Raw genomic sequence first — 18,408 nt, forward strand, 5'->3', positions numbered from 1 at the left:
ACCGGCCCTGCTAGCTACTGCAAGCAAAACGCTTGCCCGAGTTAGCAAGGTCTCAGGGTGCGGGTTTGCGCCCGCGCGCGGGCGGTCGTACCGTCTCGCCGTGACCAAGATCGAAGTGAATGGCGCACGGCTGGCGTACGACGAGACGGGCTCCGGATCGCCGGTCGTCCTGCTGCACGCCGGCATCGCGGACCGCCGGATGTGGCACGCGCAGCTCGACGCGCTCGCCGTCCGGCACCGGGTGATCGCCGTCGACCTGCGGGGTTACGGCGAGTCCGAGTTGCCGGACACCGCCTTCGCCCACCATGACGACGTGGCCGGGCTGCTCGACGCACTCGACCTGCCCCGGGCCGCCCTGGTCGGCTGCTCGTTCGGCGGCGCGGTGGCGATCGACACCGCCCTGGCCTACCCGACGCGGGTCAGCGCACTCGGTCTGCTCGGCACCGCCGTCTCCGGCCACGAGTGGTCCGAGCAGACGAACGACCTCTGGGAGAGCCTCGTCGGCGAGGTGGACCCGGAGGACTTCGCCGCCACCGCCGCCGGTGAGGTGCGGTTCTGGGTGGTCGGCCCGGAACGGGACCCGGCGGACGTCGACCCGCACCTGGTGGCCTTCGCCACCGCGATGGACGAACGCGCCCTCGCCGCCGAACTGGCGCTCAGCGCGGTCGACATCGCCGAACTGGATCCGCCGGCCACCGGGCGGCTCGACGAGCTGACCATGCCCGTGCTGGTCATGGCCGGCGCGGCGGACGTACCCGACATCCGGCACCTGGCCGACCGCATCGCGGCAGAGGCCCCGCAGGCGGTACGCCTGCCCGACGTGCCGTACGCCGCTCACCTGCTCCCCCTGGAGCGCCCGGCGCCGGTGAACGCCGCCCTGCTCGACTTCCTGCCCGCGGTGTAGGGATGAAAGGAAGGGCCCCCTGCTAACGCCTGCGGTAGAGCAGGGGTCCCTTCCTCACCACTCAGCCGGCGGCGAACGACGACGGCCGCCGACGTGTCACCAGAGCGGACGGACGGCGCCGACCGGCAGGCCGCCGCCGAAGAGCGGCACCTCGGCGAACTCCGCCAGCACCGGCGCGTCGACACCGAGTCGACGCAGCGCGGAGACCAGCACCGGCATCCGGGGACGACCGGCGCCGTCGTCGATCTTCAGGGCCACCGCGCCGACACCGGGCAGCGCGGCGGCGATCACGCCCTCCGCGCCCACCTTCGCCAGCAGCCCCGGTACGCCACGCATCAGCCGGGTGTCGTCGGCCTCCGTGCCACCGACGATCTCCGGATGCCCGCGCATGGCGTCGGCCACCGTACGCGCCGCCGTGCCCTCCTCCGCCGTCACCAGCCGCAGGTACGCCCCGGCCAGCCCGGTCAACGAGGCCGACAGCACCGGCGCGCCACAGCCGTCCACACCGACCGCCACGGCCGGCTCACCGGTCGACTCCTCGACCGCGTCCCGTAGCCGCCGCTGGAGCGGGTGCTCCGGCCGCCAGTACCCCTCCAGCGGCCAACCGGCGGCACGGCAGGTCAGCAGCATCCCGGCGTGCTTGCCGGAACAGTTCATCTGGATCCGGGTGGGACCGCCGCCGGCACGCAGCACCGCCTCGCGGGCCTGCTCGCCGACCGGCAACTCCGGCGGGCAGTGCAGCGCGTCCTCGCCCAGGCCCGCGGTGGCGAGCAGCGCGGCGACCCGGGCCAGGTGGAACTCCTCCCCCGCGTGGCTGGCCGACACCAGGGCCAGGTCGGCCGAGCCGGTCAGCGGCAGCCCGGAGTCGATCATCCCGACCGTCTGCATCGGCTTGTTCGCCGAACGCGGGAAGACCGGCGCGGTCACGTCACCCGCCGCGGCGACCACCGCGCCGTCGGCGTCGAGCACCACCACCGATCCCCGGTGTACGCCCTCCACGAACCCGGACCGGACCACCTCGGCGAGGGCCACGCCGCCCTCGTACGTCTCTCCCACAACGTGGACGGTACCGACGAGGTGGGGTGGGCCGGCACCGGGGTGAGCAGGGACGCCACCACCGGGTGTACAGCGACGGTGGGGAGTTCCCCCCTTACATTCCGAGCATCTCGCGCGCCTCGGCGGTGGTCATCGGCGGACGCTGGGCGAGCTGTGCGAACCCGACCGCGCGGGCGACGAGCTGCATGTTGGACTCCACCGGCCGCCCCTTGGCGTACGTGATCGTGTCCTCCATGCCGACCCGCAGGTGACCACCGGCCGACAGCGAGGCGAGCAGCACCGGGATGCTGGTGCGGCCGACACCGGTCGCCGAGAACGTCGTCCCCTCCGGCAGATCCCGCAGCATCTGCTGAGCCGCCACCAGGGTCGCCGTGGTGCCCGGCATCCCGCCCGGCACCCCCATCACGAAGTCGACGTGCACGTGCCCGCCGTGCGGCAGCCCGTACCGACCGAGCAGCCGCTGCAACGCGGTCAGGTGGCCGAGGTCGAAGATCTCGTACTCGGGCACGACGCCCCGCTCCTGCATCCGGGTGTGCAGGTCGACGATGAACTCCCACCGGTTGAGGAAGACGTCGTCGCCGAAGTTGACCGTGCCCATGGTGCACGAGGCCATGTCCGGTCCCGCCTCCAGCACGGCCAGCCGGTCGGTCTCCGGGTCGGTGACCGCCCCGCCGGTGGAGAGCTGCACGATCAGGTCGGTGCTCTCCCGCAGCGCCGCCACCGTCTCCCGCAGTCGTCCCTGGTCCAGCGTCGGGCGCGCCTGGCCGTCACGGATGTGGACGTGGATCACGGAGGCACCCAGCGCCTCGCACTCCTTGGCGGTGAGCAGCAGCTCGTCCAGGGTCACCGGCAGCGCCGGCACCTCCGTCTTGGCCGACTCCGCGCCGGTGGGGGCAACCGTGATCAACGTCGCTGTCGTCATGCCGGCGATCCTAGAACCCCGAGCCCGGCCTTCGGCGCAGGCAGGTGCCGTCAGCGCGAGCGGGGAGCGTCGGCGTGAGCAGGTGCCGTCAGCGCGAGCGGGGAGCCGGTGTGAGCAGGGGACCCCTGCTATGCAGCAGGCGTTAACAAGGTGCCCTTCCTTACATCACGTCGATGGCGGCGGTGCTCTCGCCGACCCGCAGCGTGGCGTCGTCGGCGACCGAGCGCTTCACCACGGCCAGCGCGATCTGGCCCTGCTCGTGGTGGTGCACGGCGGTGCCGACGAAGCCGACCGTCCGGTCGTCGAGCGTGATCGGGGTACCGGCGGCCGGAAGCTGGTCGGTCATCACCCCGTCCAGGTGCAGCAGGACCAGCCGACGCGGCGGACGGCCCATGTTGTGCACCCGGGCGACCGTCTCCTGCCCCCGGTAGCAGCCCTTGTCGAGGTGCACGGCGGGGGCGATCAGGTCCACCTCGGCCGGGATCGTGCGGTGATCGGTGTCGACGCCGACCCGGGCCCGATGGGCGGCGACCCGCACCGCCTCGTACGCCCACAGCCCGGCGGGCCGCACACCGCCGTCGCGCAGCCGGTGCACCACCTGGTCCATGGCGGCCCGGGGCACCAGCAGGTCCACCCCGAGCGGCACCCGGCGAGCCCATCCGCCACCGGGCAGCGGCTTGACGTCGTACCGGGCGGTCGGGCGGGCGGGCAGCTCACCGGAGCGGAACTTGGCCCCCGGTACGCCGAGCACCTCGGGCTCGGCGAGCGGCGGCACGTCCAGCAGGGCCAGCGCGTCGGGTGCCTTCGGTCCGACCAGGGACAGCAGCGCGTACTCGGCGGTGGCGTCGCGGGGCTCGACCCGGCTGAAGAAGCGCATCTTCTCCAGGTAGCCCAGCAGGCTCCCGGTGGCGCCGGGCTCGGTGTCCAGCCAGGTGGTGTCGCCGTCCTCGGTCACCATGGCGTGCTGCTCGACGTGCCCGTGCGGCGAGAGCACCAGCAACTCGGTGCCCTGCCAGGGCCCCAGGTCGGCCAGGTGTTGGGTGGTGAGCGTGTGCAGCCAGGAGATCCGCTCCGCGCCCGGCACCGCGACGACGCCCCGGTGCGAGCGGTCCACCAGGCCGACCTCGGTGTCCAGCAGCCGCTGCTCACGCATCGGGTCGCCGTAGTGCGCGGCCACCGACCGTACGCCGGCCGCCACGTGCGCCGGTTCCGGCTGGTCCCGGCTGGCCTCGTCGATGCTCTCCACGGCCACTGCGCCCGCGATGTCGATCATTTCTGGTCCCCGTCTCCGTCTCCGCACCGTTCACACACGCCGAAGAAGGAGACGTGGCCGATGTCGACCCGGAAGCCACGCTCGGCCGCCAACTGGTCGGCCAGCGGGCGCAGCAGCTCGGGTTCCATCTCGTCGATCGCGCCGCACTCCCGGCAGACCAGGTGGACGTGCTGGTCCTCACCGGCGGCGTGGTAGGTCGGCGACCCGTGCGACAGATGGGTGTGGGTGACCAGGCCGAGCCGCTCCAGCAGCTCCAGCGTGCGATAGATGGTGGTGATGTTGACACCGGCGGCGACCTCGCGGACCGCCGTGTGCACCTGCTCCGGGGTGGCGTGCCCCAGGTCCAGCACCGCTTGCAGGATCAGCTGCCGCTGCGCCGTCAGCCGCAGCCCACGGGCGCGGAGCAGTTCCGCCAGGGAGGATTCGGACACCCTCCGATCATAGTTCGGAGATGCGCGTACCTCCGGTCACGGGCGTCGGCACTAGGCTCGGCCGCATGGTGGCGTCGCGGATCGGCGTACTGGGCCAGGGCCTGCGACCGCCCGGCGAGCCGCTGCTGCGCGGCGACGACCTCGGCGTCCTGCACGGCGACGGACTGTTCGAGACCATGCACCTGCGCGGCGGTCGGCCGTGGCTACGGCAGGAGCACCTGGCCCGGATGCGGGCCGGCGCAGCCGCCGTCGAGCTCCCCCTGCCTCCCGACGCCGACCTGATCGCGCTGCTCGACGACGTCGCCGCCGACTGGCCGACCGAGGTCGAGGGCGCGCTCCGGCTGGTCTGCACCCGCGGCCCCGAGGGCGGCGGAGGACCCACCGTGTACGCGACCCTCGCCGAGGTGCCGGCGGCGGCTCGGCAGGCCCGCCGGGACGGGGTTCGGGTGGCCACGCTTCCGCTCGGCGTACCCGCACAGGCCCGGCGGGAACTCCACTGGCTCCCCGCCGGCCTCAAGTCGACCTCGTACCGGGCGAGCACCGCCGCCCGCCGCTGGGCCGCCCGGACGGGCGTGGACGACGTGCTCTGGGTCTCCTCCGACGGGTACGTGCTGGAGGGGCCGACCGCCAACGTGGTCTGGCTGGACGGGGACACCCTGTGCACGGTGCCCGCCCGGCACACCGGCATCCTGCCCGGCACCACCGTCGCGTGGCTGCTGGCGCACGCCGCCGAGCTGGGCTGCGCGGCCGACGAGCGGATGGTCACCCCGGCCGGGCTGCGGACCGCCGACGGCGTCTGGCTCACCTCGTCGGTACGCGGCGCGGTGGCGGTGCGCAGTCTGGACGGGATTCCGCTGCCGCCCGGTACGCGTACTGGGGCGGTGCAGGAACTGCTCGGTTTCCCGCTGCCCTGACGGCCGACCCGCACCGGGCCGACCCGGCCGACGGGGCCGGACGGCTCAGCCGGCCACCCGGATCAGGCGTGCCGACAGGTGCGGCGAGAGCGGCTGACCGACCGCGGCCATGTCCTGCGCGTACAGCAGCGCCCCCTCGACGATGCCGAAGAGCCGGTGCCCGGCCGTCACCTCCTTGGCGGTGGCGCTGCGCACCACCGCGTCGGTGACGAACTCGATCTGCGTGCCCTTGCGCCGCCCGACGTGCAGCTCCATCACACCGGTGGGGACGGTCAGCAACGCCTCCAACTCGTCGGTGACCCGGTCACCGTCGAGCACCGGACGCCACCAGCCGACCTCCCGACCGGCCGGACGCACCGGCTGGCTCTGCTCGTCGAGGATCCACGCCCGCGACTCGTAGTGCAGGAAGGGCCGGCCGTCGTGACTGATCCGGATCTCCTGGGCGAAGTCGAAGTCCTCGATGGTGGGGAAACCGCCCCGGCCGCGTCCCCGCCAGACGCCGACGTACGGCAGCAGCCCGTCCAGGCTCGGGTGCAGCTTCGGTCCGACCCGCAGGTCGTGACTCTCCTCGAAGGGGTACGGCTCGACCGGCGGCGCGTTCAGCCACGGCGGCGGTGCCAGCGGATTGTCGTCCGACGCGCTCGCGCTCACTGTTTCCCTCTCGCTATGAGGACCGCCACGTACACCAGACCACCGGCGAGTGCGCCAAGGCCGGCGACCAGCAGGCTGACGAACCCGATCTCGGTGACCATCCGGGTCATCTTATGCTGGACGGCATGGCCCGCTCTCTCGTCGTCAAGGCCACCGCCGGCGCCGACGCGCCGGAGCGATGCGCCCAGGCGTTCACCGTCGCCGCCACTGCGGCGGCAGCCGGAGTACACGTCTCGCTCTGGCTCACCGGTGAGTCGACCTGGTTCGCGTTGCCCGGTCGCGCCCAGAATTTCGAGCTGCCGCACTCCGCGCCACTGGCCGAGCTGCTGCACGTGATCCTGGCGACCGGCACGGTGACCGCCTGCACCCAGTGCGCCGCCCGCCGGGACATCGGCACCGGCGACGTGATCCCCGGCGTGCGGATCGCCGGTGCCGCCGTCTTCGTGGAGGAGACGATGACCGAGGGCGCACAGGCACTCGTGTACTGAGGGCAGCGCGCCGGAACCGGCCCGACAACTCGGGCTAATGCCTACGATTCGGGTGTGACCGAGGCGACCGAGCAGTTCTTCGCGGCTTTGCCCGCCCGCGCCCCGGAGGTACTCCGGTCCCCCGTGGCGGGCACGCTCCGGATCGACCTCAGCCTGGACGGGCGCACCGAACACTGGCTGGTCCGGATGCGGCCGGGCGCGGCCGAGGTGGGCCAGGGCCCGGAGTCCGCCGACGCCGTCTGGTACTGCGGCGTCAACCTGTTCGACCGGCTGGTCACCGGCCAGGCGCAGAGCATCTCCGCGGTGTTCCGCAACGAGAGCACGTACACCGGGGACGTGGTCCTGTTCCTCGCCTTCCGGCGCTTCTTCCCACCGCCGCCCGGCACCCGGGACCCCCGTGAGGTGGCCCGCGAGCACGTCAGGCGGACCCGGTGAAGGAACTCGTCAGCATCCTGGACGGCAACACCTTCCTGGTCAGCGACAGGCGCGGCGACATCGAGCCGGCGATCGACTTCCCCACCGGACTCTTCTCCTTCGACACCCGGTTCCTCTCCACCTGGCTGCTGCTGCTCGACGGCGAGCGGCTGCACGCGCTGTCGATGGACGACTCGGAGTCGCATCGGACCCGGTACTTCCTGGTGCCGGGCGAGCCCACCCACTTCCTGGACGCGAAGGTCTCGGTGATCCGCAGCCGGGCCATCAGCGGCAGCTTCGAGGAGGAGCTGACCGTACTCAACCACTCCGGGCAGCCGATGACGTTCACCGTCCGGATGGAGATGGGCGCCGACTTCGCCGACCTCTTCGAGATCAAGGACACCCAGCGCAAGCGCGGGGAGCACACCTCCGCCCCCGGCGAGAACGCGCTGCGCCTGGACTACCGCCGGGAGGCGTTCCACCGGGAGACGGTGATCAGCAGCAGCGCACCGGCGGAGGTAGACCTGACCGGGATGACCTTTCCGATCGAGATCGGGCCGCACGGCGAGTGGACCACCCGGCTCACCGTCGCCACCACGATCTACGGTGCCCGTGGCGAGGACGTCCGCAGCAAACTCCCCTTCTCCGGCAGCCGGACGACCGCCGTCATCCAGGCCGAGCACGCCGAGTTCATCGCCAAGGCGCCGAAGCTGAGCTGCGACTATCAGCCGCTGACCGAGGCGTACCGGCGCAGCCTCGACGACCTGGCCGCGCTCCGGTACGAGTCGATCGCGCTCGGCGTCCGGCTGCTGGCCACCGGACTGCCCTGGTTCATGACCCTGTTCGGCCGGGACAGCATCATCACCTCGCTCCAGGTCCTGCCGTTCCAACCGGAGCTGATCCCGCCGACGCTGACCATGCTGGCCGGTCTCCAGGGCCACCGGCTGGACGACTTCCGCGACGAGGATCCCGGCAAGATCCTGCACGAGCTGCGCTACGGCGAGAGCGCCGGTTTCGAGGAACAGCCGCACTCGCCCTACTACGGCGCCGCCGACTCGACTCCGCTGTTCGTGATCCTGCTCGACGAGTACGAGCGGTGGACCGGCGACGTGGCGTTGGTCAAGCGTCTGGAACTGGCCGTGCGGGCCGCGCTGGCCTGGATCGACACGTACGGCGACCTGCTCGGCACCGGCTACCTCTGGTACCAGACCCGCAACCCGAAGACCGGCCTGGAGAACCAGTGCTGGAAGGACTCGTGGGACGCGATCTCCTACTCCGACGGTCGGTTGCCGAGCTTCCCCCGGGCCACCTGCGAACAGCAGGGCTACGCGTACGACGCCAAGCTGCGCGGCGCCCGGATGGCACGGCTGTTCTGGAACGACCCGGAGTACGCCGACCGGCTGGAACGGGAGGCCGCCGAGCTGAAGGAACGGTTCAACCGGGACTTCTGGCTGCCCGAGAAGGAGTACTACGCGCTGGCCCTGGACGCCGACGGCACGCCGGTGGACGCGCTCAGCTCCAACATCGGGCACCTGCTCTGGAGCGGCATCGTCGAGGAGTCGAGGGCCCGGCGGATCGCCGACCACCTGGTCGGGCCGCGCCTCTTCTCCGGCTGGGGCGTCCGTACCCTCGCCGACGACCAGGGGCGGTACAACCCGATCGGCTACCACGTCGGCACGGTCTGGCCGTTCGACAACTCGATCATCGCCTGGGGCCTGTGGAAGTACGGCTTCCGCGAGCAGGCCGGGCAGATCTGCGAGTCGATCCTGGCGGCGGCGCGCTACTTCGACGGTCGGCTGCCGGAGGCGTTCGCCGGGTACGAGCGTGACCTCACCGAGTATCCGGTGCAGTATCCGACCGCGTGCAGCCCACAGGCGTGGTCGGCGGGGACACCGCTGATGCTGCTGCGGGTGATGCTCGGGCTCGAACCGCAGGGCGAGCACCTGATCATCGACCCACACGTGCCGCAGGGCATCGGGCGCGTCGAGTTGCTGGACATCCCCGGCCGCTGGGGCCGTGCGGACGCGCTGGGCCGCAGCCGCAGGCGGGACGACGGGAACGGTCAGCCGGTGTAGGGGTCAGCCGGCGCAGCCGGTGGTGGCGGCGAGCACCACCTCGTCCGCGCCCAGGTCGGCGAGGACCGCGACGCCGTCGCGCCGGAAGGCGTACACCTCGTCGGTGTCGACCACCGGCGTGCCGCCCGCCAGCGGTGCGAGCGTGGCCTGCGGCGACGCGGGCAGCGCACCGACAGCGGACCGGACGGTACGCGCCGACCCGCCGCCCGGACACGGCGCGGCCACCACCTCGTCGGGCCCGGTCGCCGTGCTGCCGAGCGTCCGCAGCGCCTCGGTCAGGGCACCGACCTCGGCGCCGGTGGCGTCCGCGCCCGGCGCGGAGTAGCCGTCGCCGACCATCCGGCACCCGGTGTCGGCGGTTAACCGGATCCGGCCGTCGGCGACGGGTCGCCCCAGCACGGTGACGAACTCGCCCGCGTCGGCGCGCAGCCGGGGCCCCTCGGAGGTGACCCGGACCCCGGCCCGCCACACCGTGGGCAGCCGGTCGGAGATCTCCTCGAGCGCGGCCCGTTCCTCACCCACCGGCACCGCCAGGTCGACGGCGCGGACCAGCTCGGCGCCCTCGGCGAAGGGGGTGATCCGGCAGCCCCGGTCCACCTCGGGGGCGACCAGCGCGGGCACCGCACCCCAGCTCGCCGCCACCAGCTCGCCGACGGCGGCGTCCACCACCGGGCCGGCCTCCGCGAGGGTGCGCTGCTCGCGGACGGTCGGCGGATCGTTTCGGGCGGAGCGCCAGGTCAGACCGGCGAGCAGCACCGCCCATGCCACGGTCGCCACGATCAGCCAGCGCGGCCACCGGGGTTCGGGGGCCGGGGGCCGGGGACCTGCGGGCGGGGGAAACCCCGTCTGGACAGCGCCGCTCACCGGGTCATGGTGTCACGCGCGGTGTACCGCCTCGCCGGGACGCCCGTCGGCGGCCTCCGGCGGAGGGCTCAACCGGTAGCCCACCCCACGGACCGTCTGCACCTGCGGGCCGTCGGGCAGCGCCCGCAGCTTGCGCCGCAGCCGTTTCACCGCCGAGTGCAGGATCGCGGTGTCGCCGAGGTACGCGCCGCCCCAGACGGAGGCGAACAGCCGCTCGTAGCTCCAGAGCGCGAGCGGCGGGCTCATCAGCCGGGCCAGCAGCTCCCGTTCGGTACGCGTCAGGCCCACCGGCGCACCCCGCCAGGTGACCAGGTGCCCGGCCCGGTCCACCACGAGATCGCCCCAGCTCGTCGGTCGGCCGGTCGGCTCGTCGGTCGACCCGGCGGGCTCGGCCAGCGGAGCCGGGAACATCGCGCGCAACTGCGCGAGGTCACTACAGATCACCACCGGCCCGACGCCGTCCAACCGCTGCACCACCCGATGCCGTACGGACGCGTCGGAGCTGACGCAGACCAGGATCGGTATCTCCTCAACGGACACGTTGCCTCCCCCGAGAGCACCGTGCTGACCTGCGACTTTCCACCAGTCGCCAACGACAGTCACCGATGGAGCCCCCGCCTGAAGACTAACGGTCAGGATCCCGCCCCGTCACTGACCGAGTACTGACCGACGCCGTCCATTGATCACTGACTGTCGGGGCAAGAGCATGACTCTCAGCGGGCGGGCGCTCACCATCAGCCACCCACATCGCCTCGTCCGCTCCGCGACGTCGCATTCCGGCGCGCGGGTCTCCGGCCCCGAACGGATCGGGTCCGACGACGTGGGGGAGGAACCTTGTTCACACGACCATCCGCACGGTCACCACGGTGGCGGGCGGTGACGCTGCTGGCCGCCGCCGTACTCGCGGTCACCGCCCAGCCCGCCGTGGCCGCGCCGGCCTCGCAGCCGACGGCACACCGGGCCGCCGTCGACCAGGGGCTGCTCGACCGGTTCGGCACCGCGTCGACCGCGACGTTCCTGGTCTACCTGCGCGAGACCGCCCCGCTGGCCGACACCGCCCGGCTGCGCGACGCCGACCGTCGGGCGGACGAGGTGCACCGGCTGCTGACCGACACCGCCGACCGCACCCAACGGGACCTGCGGACGATGCTCGACGAGCGCAAGGTGCCGCACACCGCGTACTGGATCGCCAACGCGATCCGGGTCGAGGGCGACAAGGCGCTGCTGGACGAACTCGCCCGGCGGCCCGAGGTGGCCCGGATCTCCCCCAGCCGCAGCTACCCGCTGGTCCGGCCGACCGCCACCGACACCCGGGCCCGCACCACGGCCGTCGAGTGGGGCCTGACCAACATCGGCGCGCCCCGGGTGTGGGACGAGTTCGGCGACCGTGGTGAGGGCATCGTGGTCGCCAACATCGACAGTGGCGTGCGGTACGACCACCCCGCGCTGGTCGGCTCCTACCGGGGCAACCTCGGCGACGGTTTCGACCACGCGTACAACTGGTTCGACCCGACCGGCGTCTGCGCCGGCACCGCGCCGTGCGACAACAACGACCACGGCACGCACACCATGGGCACCATGGTCGGCGACGACGGCGCCGGCAACCAGATCGGCGTGGCACCGGGCGCCCGGTGGATCGCCGCCAAGGGCTGCGGCTCGAACAGTTGCGCGGACGCCTCGTTGCTCGCCGCCGGCCAGTGGGTGCTCGCGCCGACCGACGCCGCCGGGCAGAACCCCCGACCGGACCTGCGCCCCGACATCGTCAACAACTCCTGGGGCGGCGACGGGGGCGACCCGTGGTACCAGCAGACCGTGGCGGCCTGGCGGGCCGCCGGCATGTTCCCGGTCTTCTCCTCCGGCAACGACGGACCGGCCTGCGGCAGCGCGGGCTCGCCCGGCGACTACGCCGACTCGTACGCGGTCGGCGCGTACGACGTGAACAACGCCATCGCCGACTTCTCCGGCCGGGGGTTCGGCACCGACCGGATCAAGCCGAACATCGCCGCCCCCGGCAGCAACGTGCGGTCCAGCGTCCGCAACGGCGGGTACGCCTCGTTCAGCGGTACCTCGATGGCCGCCCCGCACGTGGCCGGCACCGTCGCGTTGGTCTGGGCGGCGGCACCGAGCCTGCGCGGGGACGTGGCCGGCACCGAGGGACTGCTCGACCGCACCGCCCGGGACGTCGACGCCACCACCTGCGGCGGCACCCCGGCCGACAACAACGTCTTCGGCGAGGGACGCCTGGACGCGTACGCGGCGGTGCGGGACGCCCCGCGCGGCCCGGTGGGCCGGGTCAGCGGCATGGTCACCGACGCGGCCGACGACGACCCGGTGGCCGGAGCCACCGTGACCGACGGCACCCGCACCGCCACCACCGGCGCCGACGGCCGGTACGCGCTCAACGTGCCGGCCGGCGAGACCCGGCTGACGGTCAGCGCGTACGGCTACGCCGATCGGTCCGCGACCGTCACGGTGGCCGAGGGCGAGGCCGTCACCCGGAACTTCGCGCTGACGGCGAACCCGACGGTCACGATCAGCGGAAAGGTCACCGACGGTTCCGGACACGGCTGGCCGCTGTACGCGAAGGTCGAGGTGGCCGGACGGCCCGGTGGGCCGGTCTTCACCGACCCGGTCACCGGTCGCTACTCGTTCACCGCGCCGGGCGGCACCGGGTACCGGCTCACCGTGACCGCCCGGTACCCGGGCTACCGGACCGTGACCCGGGAGGTGCCGGTCGGCACCACGGACACCACGGCCGACGTGACCGTCCCGGTCGAGGCCGGATGCACCGCCGCCGGCTACACCGGACGGTTCGGGACCCCGCTGCTGACCCAGAGCTTCGACGGCACCGGCACCCCGGCCGGCTGGCGGGTCGACAACCGCACCGCCTCCGGCGGCTGGACCTTCACCGACACCCGGTCGCGCGGCAACCTGACCGGTGGTGCCGGCGGATTCGCCATCGTCGACAGCGACGCCCTGGGCAGCGGCAACACCCAGGACACCGATCTGGTCGCCCCGCCGCTCGACCTCTCCGGCACCGGCGCGCCGGTGCTGCGGTTCCGCAGCGACTGGCGGGCCGTCGGAGTCTCCGACACCGCCGACGTCGACGTCTCCGTCGACTCCGGCGCGACCTGGACCAACGTCTGGCACCAGACCACCAGCCGGCGTGGCCCCCGCGTGGAGGAGGTGGCACTGACCCCGGCGGCGAACGCCGCCTCGGCCCTGGTCCGTTTCCGGTTCAAGGGCACCTTCGCCTGGTGGTGGCAGGTGGACGACGTGGAGGTGGTCAACCGCGAGTGCACGCCGGTGCCGGGTGGACTGGTGGTCGGCACCACCACCGACCGCAACACCGGCGCACCCGTGGACGGTGTGACCGTCGTCAGCGACGACCGGCCGCAGGACCGGGCCGTGTCGGCGGCGACCCCGGAGGACACCGCCGAGCCGGACGGCTTCTACTGGCTGTTCTCCGGCCTGACCGGCGCCCACCCGTTCACCGCCAGCCGTCCGCCGTACCAGCCGGCCACCAAGCAGGTCACGGTCGTCGCCGACCGGGTCAAGCGGGCCGACGTCGCCCTCGGCGCCGGGCGGCTCACGGTCAGCTCCGCGTCGGTGGTGTCGCACCAGCCCTACAACAGCACCCGGACCACCAAGCTGACCGTGCGCAACACCGGCAGCGCACCGGCCGCCGTCGAGCTGCTGGAGCGCACCGGCGGGTTCGAGCTGCTGAACCGTTCCGGCGCACCGTTGCGGGAACAGACGATGAAGGGCATCAGCAAGACCCGCACCGGTGTCGCGTACGGCGGGGCGGCACCCGAGGCGCGTACGGCGGCCGACGACGCGTGGAGTCCGGTCGCCAAGCTGCCGGCCGCGATCTACGACAACGCCGCCGCGTGGCTGGACGGGAAGATCTACTCCGTCGGTGGTGGCGGTGGCACCGGCACCGAGCGGCGGGCCTGGGCGTACGACCCGGGTGCCGACGCCTGGACCGCGCTGCCGGACCTGCCGGTGGCACGCTCCAAGCCGGTCGCGGCAGCGGTCGACGGCAAACTGTACGTACTCGGCGGCTGGGGCGCGGACGACCGCACGGTCGCCACCGTCGACGTCTTCGATCCGGCCGTCGGCACCTGGAGCACCGTGCCCGGGGCGACCAACCCGGCACCGACTGCGGCAGCCGGCGGGGCGGTGGTCGACGGGAAGGTGTACCTGGTCGGTGGCTGTGCCGACGCCACCTGCACGGACTCCGCCCGGCTGGTGGTCTTCGACCCGGCGACCGGCACCTTCGGCACCCGGGCCGCGTACCCGCACCCGGTGTCCTGGCTGGCCTGCGGCGGGCTCGGCGAGACGGTGCACTGCGCCGGTGGCACCGGCAGCACCGAGTACACCGACGCCCACCGGTACGACCCGGCGACCGACGCGTGGAGTCCGCTGCCGAACATGCCCACCGAGCTGTGGGGCTCCCAGTACGCGGCAGCCGGCGGGATGCTCGTGCTGGCCGGTGGCGTGACGGCGGGCTCGACGGCGGTCAGCAACCGCACCATCGCCTACGACCCGGCCGCCGGGGCCTGGCGGGACCTGCCCAACGCCCAGTTCGGCCGGTACCGGGGCGCCGCCGCCTGCGGCGCGTACAAGATCGGTGGCTCGCCCAGCTCCTTCGTGGGCTCGGCGGACAGCGAGCGGCTCGGTGGCCTGGAGCAGTGTGCCGCCGAGGCGGACGTACCCTGGCTGTCCACCTCGCCGACCACCTTCACCCTGGCACCGGGCGCGTCCCGGACGGTCACGGTGACGCTCACCGCCACCGCGGCGGCCGGGTTGCAGCAGCCGGGGCGGTACGACGCCGACCTGGCGATCGCCTCGGACACCCCGTACCCGGTGACGCCGGTGTCGGTGGAGATGAACGTCTCGCCGCCGTCGAGCTGGGGCAAGATCCAGGGCAGCGTCACCGGCACCACCTGCGGTGGGGTCACGGTGCCGGTGGTGGCGACCGTCCGGGTGAACCTGATCTCGGCCGGCACGGGCACGACGCTGACCTCCGGCCCCGACGGGAAGTACGCCTGGTGGTTGCCGAAGGGCCGGTACGAGGTGATCGTCGCCAAGGACGGCTGGGTGCCGCAGGTCAAGCGGCACCAGATCGAGGCGGGCATCGTCGGCTCGCTCGACTTCGCCCTCGATCCCGTGTCGACCTGCACCAGAGCGACCGGCATCTGACACACCACCGGTGATGGCCGCCGGTTCGTGACGAACCGGCGGCCATCACCCTGTCCGCGCAGAATCCAGGTCAGGGCTTGCGAAGCCAGGTGCTCGGATCGGTCACGAGATCAGCTCGACAGGGCGCACCTTCGACATGGCGCGCACCCGGCAGCCCCTGTCGCGCGTCCGCCCAGCCGACTGTTTCTCCTGGTCATCGGCGTTTTCGACCGACCGGAGGGTCATCCGACCGTCGGCCGAACGGACGAAAGAGATCATCGCTCTTGGCGACCGCCGGTACATCACTTAGCGTTAGCAGCACGCCTCAACGCGAGCGGCGTTCACAACCCCTCCCGCCTGCGGATTGGCTGCCATGCTGGAAGTTCTCCTGGCCTCGACCATCACTGTGAGTGCCCTCGCGCTGCTGCTGATCGTCGGGTCGTTCGGGTACGGCTTCGTCCGCCCCGAGGTGGCCCACCGGCCGCGTCACGGGATTCGGCCGCCGCGCTACGGCCCGGTACGCGCCGACCAGGTGGCGGTCCTGATCGCCTGCCGCAACGGCGCCGCGACCATCGCCGAGACGGTACGCGCGGCCCGCGCCACCGGGAGCGACGTGTTCCTGGTCTCCGACGCCTCGACCGACGACACCGCGCGCCTCGCCGAGTCGGCCGGTGCCCGGGTGCTGGCCCTGGCCCGCAACGTCGGCAAGCCGGCCGCCCTGCACGCCGGGTACGTCGAGTTCGGTCTCGGTACGCACTACCGGGCCGTCGCCATCCTCGACGACGACGTGGTGGTCGCACCGGACTTCGTCACCGCCGCCCTGGCCGAGTTGACCGAGGAGGTCGGCATCGCGGTCGGCCACAACGTCACGTGGTGGCCGCCGGAGCGGCGGTGGAACCCGTGGCTGGCCAAGCGCGCCTACAGCTACTGGATGTACCAGGCGGTGATCCGCCGGATCCAGAGCCACTTCAACGTCATGAACTGCATCTCCGGCTCGAACTCGGTGTACCGCACCGAACTGCTGGACACCGTGCTGCCGCAGCAGCCGCCCTACATCGTCGACGACACGTACTGGGTGCTGGAGACACACCGGCGCAACCTCGGCCGGGTCGTGTACGCGCCACGTGCCCTGGCGCACCTCCAGGACCCGACCACGCTGCGCGACTGGTACCGGCAGAACCTGCGCTGGATGTGGGGCACCTTCCAGGGGGTCATCGGGCACCGGGTGGGTCGGCACACCAGCCGCTTCGACTTCGCGTACCTGCTGTTGATGCTGCACTGGGTGCTCTATGTGGCCGGCGGCCCGGTGACCCTCTGGCTGCTCGCCACCGCCGGACCCGGACTGCTGGCCGGGCTGGGACTCATGCTGGCCGGGCAGAGCCTCTGGGTCGGCCTCGCCGCGTGGCGTCTGCGGCACCCCCACCTACCGCTGTTCCTCCCCGTGATCATCGTCGCCGACCTGCTGTACCGGGTGATCCTGGTGCACGCCCTGGTGAAGGCGATCCGAGCGCCAACTGTCGACCGGTGCGTCTGGGACTCCCCGGCGCGCATGGCGGTCGGCGTGAAGGGCTGAGGGAGGTGACAACATGTCCGCGAACCAGGACCTCCCGCTGACCGGTGCCTCCACCGCCACCGTCGGCCTGCTCGGCAGCATCCTGCTGGGGCTCGGTGCCCTGCTGGTGACCGCCGCCAAGTGGGGCGCCAAGGCCCGTCGCAAGATCGGCTGACGTACTGCCAGCACGGCCCGACGTGAAACGGCCGCCGGCATCATGCCGGCGGCCGTTCCCATGTTCGACGCGCCGGTCCCGGTCGCGGAAGGGCGGAGACGGCTCGTGGCCCGGATCCCCCCGTGGTCAGGGGGACGCGGGCCACGAGGCCGATCAGAGCGTGGGTCAGTCGGTGACCGTGACGGTCACCTCGTTGACACCCCGTCCGGCGGCCACGGCGGTGTCGCCGTTGCCGTGCCGGGACAGGGCGCGCAGGGTCCAGTTCCCAGGAGCGGCGAAGAACCGGAACTGACCGGCCGGAGAGGTCACCACCTCAGCGGTGAACTCGCCGGTCGAGTCGAGCAGCCGGACGTACGCGCCCGGCACCGGGTCACCCTCGGCGGAGCGGACGAGGCCGGTGATGACCGTCTCCTTCTCCAGGTCGATGCTGGCCGGCAACGGCGCGGCCTGATCCGGTGCGGCGCAACCGGCGGCGGTCGGAGCGGTCATCTCAGGCCTCCCCGGGCTCGTCGCCGAGCGCCACCGGCACGCCGACCAGCGAGCCGTACTCGGTCCAGGATCCGTCGTAGTTCTTCACGTTGCGGTGGCCGAGCAGCTCCTGGAGGACGAACCAGGTGTGCGAGGAGCGCTCGCCGATCCGGCAGTACGCGATGGTCTCCTTGCCGTCGTCCAGCCCGGCCTCGCCGTAGATCTTGCGCAGCTCGTCGTCGGACTTGAAGGTGCCGTCCTCGTTGGCCGCCTTCGACCACGGCACGCTGATCGCGGTGGGGATGTGGCCACCCCGCTGGGCCTGCTCCTGCGGCAGGTGGGCGGGGGCGAGCAGGCGACCGGCGAACTCGTCGGGGCTGCGCACGTCGACCAGGTTCTTGACGCCGATCGCGGCGACGACCTCGTCGCGGAAGGCCCGGATGGTGTTGTCCGGCTCCTGCGCGACGTACTGCGTCGCCGGGCGGGTCACCTCGTCGCGGACCAGCGGACGGCCGTCCAGCTCCCACTTCTTGCGACCGCCGTCGAGCAGCTTGACGTCGCCGTGGCCGTAGAGCTTGAAGTACCAGTACGCGTACGCGGCGAACCAGTTGTTGTTGCCGCCGTACAGGACGACGACGTCGTCGTTGCCGATGCCGCGCTCGGAGAGCAGCGCCTCGAACTGGGTCTTGTTGACGAAGTCCCGGCGGACCGGGTCCTGCAGGTCGTTCTTCCAGTCGAGCTTGATCGCGCCGGCGATGTGACCGGTGTGGTAGGCCGAGGTGTCCTCGTCGACCTCGACGAAGACGACGCCCGGGGCGTCGAGGTTCTTCTCGGCCCACTCGGCCGAGACGAGTGCGGTGTCGCGACTCATCAGATCACTCCCTGGTGAGGATGGATGGTGAGCCAGCGCGCGGAAATCGCTGTTCGAAAGGAGTCGCACCACGCGCGGGACCCATAGCTAGGAACGGATCACGGGATTCGTGCGACGGCGCCGCTGCCGGGCGTCCGGTGGGGTGCACCGGGATCAGGTACGCGTA

General features: G+C 72.4%; 18 protein-coding genes. 8 read left to right on the plus strand and 10 right to left on the minus strand.

The genetic code is table 11. The features are described 5' to 3' along the window. Positions 1-100: 100 nt before the first annotated feature. Complete coding sequence (locus tag ACQVFL_RS27305) at positions 101-904, plus strand: alpha/beta fold hydrolase (protein WP_431727881.1); 804 nt, start codon at positions 101-103, stop codon at positions 902-904. A gap of 96 nt (positions 905-1,000) precedes the next feature. On the opposite strand, the gene ACQVFL_RS27310 is transcribed toward ACQVFL_RS27305, so the two are convergent. From ACQVFL_RS27310 to ACQVFL_RS27325, 4 genes are all read right to left on the minus strand, one after another. Continuing rightward, a complete protein-coding gene (locus tag ACQVFL_RS27310) occupies positions 1,001-1,960 on the minus strand; it encodes an asparaginase (protein WP_431727882.1) in 960 nt (319 codons plus the stop codon). Between the two features lie 94 nt (positions 1,961-2,054). Continuing rightward, positions 2,055-2,882 (minus strand): 3-keto-5-aminohexanoate cleavage protein, encoded by an 828-nt coding sequence (locus ACQVFL_RS27315; protein ID WP_396690000.1) that lies wholly within the window; start codon positions 2,880-2,882, stop codon positions 2,055-2,057. Between the two features lie 160 nt (positions 2,883-3,042). Then, positions 3,043-4,155, minus strand: coding sequence for a YgfZ/GcvT domain-containing protein (locus ACQVFL_RS27320; RefSeq protein WP_396689999.1), 1,113 nt, complete (start codon positions 4,153-4,155; stop codon positions 3,043-3,045). Beyond that, entirely contained in the window at positions 4,152-4,586 is a 435-nt protein-coding gene (locus ACQVFL_RS27325) for a Fur family transcriptional regulator (protein ID WP_396689997.1), read from the minus strand. The genes ACQVFL_RS27320 and ACQVFL_RS27325 overlap by 4 nt, the downstream gene beginning before the upstream one ends. A gap of 65 nt (positions 4,587-4,651) precedes the next feature. Between ACQVFL_RS27325 and ACQVFL_RS27330 the strand changes: the two genes are divergently transcribed. After that, positions 4,652-5,500: an aminotransferase class IV gene (locus ACQVFL_RS27330; protein WP_431727883.1), complete on the plus strand. Its 849-nt coding sequence runs from the start codon at positions 4,652-4,654 to the stop codon at positions 5,498-5,500. 45 nt (positions 5,501-5,545) lie between these two features. Here ACQVFL_RS27330 and ACQVFL_RS27335 read toward each other — a convergent pair whose 3' ends face one another. Both ACQVFL_RS27335 and mtfM read right to left on the minus strand, forming a co-directional pair. After that, positions 5,546-6,151: an FABP family protein gene (locus ACQVFL_RS27335; protein ID WP_396689993.1), complete on the minus strand. Its 606-nt coding sequence runs from the start codon at positions 6,149-6,151 to the stop codon at positions 5,546-5,548. Continuing rightward, positions 6,148-6,252 carry a small membrane protein MtfM gene (gene mtfM, locus ACQVFL_RS27340; protein WP_267899546.1) on the minus strand — a complete coding sequence of 35 codons (105 nt, stop codon included), beginning with the start codon at positions 6,250-6,252 and terminating at the stop codon, positions 6,148-6,150. Before mtfM ends, ACQVFL_RS27335 begins: the two co-directional genes overlap by 4 nt. 12 nt (positions 6,253-6,264) lie before the next feature. Here mtfM and ACQVFL_RS27345 point away from each other — a divergent pair, with 12 nt between their 5' ends. The 3 genes from ACQVFL_RS27345 to ACQVFL_RS27355 are packed head-to-tail and all read left to right on the plus strand — an operon-like array spanning position 6,265 to position 9,128. Beyond that, positions 6,265-6,639 carry a DsrE family protein gene (locus tag ACQVFL_RS27345; protein WP_431727884.1) on the plus strand — a complete coding sequence of 125 codons (375 nt, stop codon included), beginning with the start codon at positions 6,265-6,267 and terminating at the stop codon, positions 6,637-6,639. 54 nt (positions 6,640-6,693) lie between these two features. Continuing rightward, complete coding sequence (locus ACQVFL_RS27350; protein WP_431727885.1) at positions 6,694-7,074, plus strand: SCP2 sterol-binding domain-containing protein; 381 nt, start codon at positions 6,694-6,696, stop codon at positions 7,072-7,074. Further along, on the plus strand, positions 7,071-9,128 hold the full coding sequence (locus tag ACQVFL_RS27355; protein ID WP_431727886.1) for an amylo-alpha-1,6-glucosidase: 2,058 nt from the start codon (positions 7,071-7,073) through the stop codon (positions 9,126-9,128). The genes ACQVFL_RS27350 and ACQVFL_RS27355 overlap by 4 nt, the downstream gene beginning before the upstream one ends. Positions 9,129-9,131: 3 nt before the next feature. Here ACQVFL_RS27355 and ACQVFL_RS27360 read toward each other — a convergent pair whose 3' ends face one another. Continuing rightward, complete coding sequence (locus ACQVFL_RS27360; RefSeq protein WP_431727887.1) at positions 9,132-9,992, minus strand: hypothetical protein; 861 nt, start codon at positions 9,990-9,992, stop codon at positions 9,132-9,134. Between the two features lie 12 nt (positions 9,993-10,004). After that, entirely contained in the window at positions 10,005-10,532 is a 528-nt protein-coding gene (locus ACQVFL_RS27365; protein WP_396689984.1) for a winged helix-turn-helix domain-containing protein, read from the minus strand. Positions 10,533-10,826: 294 nt separating this feature from the next. Between ACQVFL_RS27365 and ACQVFL_RS27370 the strand changes: the two genes are divergently transcribed. From ACQVFL_RS27370 to ACQVFL_RS27380, 3 genes are all read left to right on the plus strand, one after another. Then, positions 10,827-15,197, plus strand: coding sequence for a S8 family serine peptidase (locus ACQVFL_RS27370; RefSeq protein WP_431727888.1), 4,371 nt, complete (start codon positions 10,827-10,829; stop codon positions 15,195-15,197). A gap of 352 nt (positions 15,198-15,549) precedes the next feature. Further along, on the plus strand, positions 15,550-16,749 hold the full coding sequence (locus ACQVFL_RS27375) for a glycosyltransferase (RefSeq protein ID WP_396689980.1): 1,200 nt from the start codon (positions 15,550-15,552) through the stop codon (positions 16,747-16,749). A 13-nt stretch (positions 16,750-16,762) separates the two neighbouring features. Then, on the plus strand, positions 16,763-16,903 hold the full coding sequence (locus tag ACQVFL_RS27380; protein ID WP_191088575.1) for a hypothetical protein: 141 nt from the start codon (positions 16,763-16,765) through the stop codon (positions 16,901-16,903). 165 nt (positions 16,904-17,068) lie between these two features. Here ACQVFL_RS27380 and ACQVFL_RS27385 read toward each other — a convergent pair whose 3' ends face one another. Beyond that, positions 17,069-17,392 (minus strand): DUF1416 domain-containing protein, encoded by a 324-nt coding sequence (locus ACQVFL_RS27385; RefSeq protein ID WP_396689979.1) that lies wholly within the window; start codon positions 17,390-17,392, stop codon positions 17,069-17,071. 1 nt (position 17,393) lies between these two features. After that, a complete protein-coding gene (locus tag ACQVFL_RS27390; protein ID WP_431727889.1) occupies positions 17,394-18,242 on the minus strand; it encodes a sulfurtransferase in 849 nt (282 codons plus the stop codon). Positions 18,243-18,408 lie beyond the last annotated feature (166 nt).

The sequence above is a fragment of the Verrucosispora sp. TAA-831 genome (assembly GCF_050780145.1).
In the GTDB taxonomy this organism is placed as follows: Bacteria; Actinomycetota; Actinomycetes; order Mycobacteriales; family Micromonosporaceae; genus Micromonospora.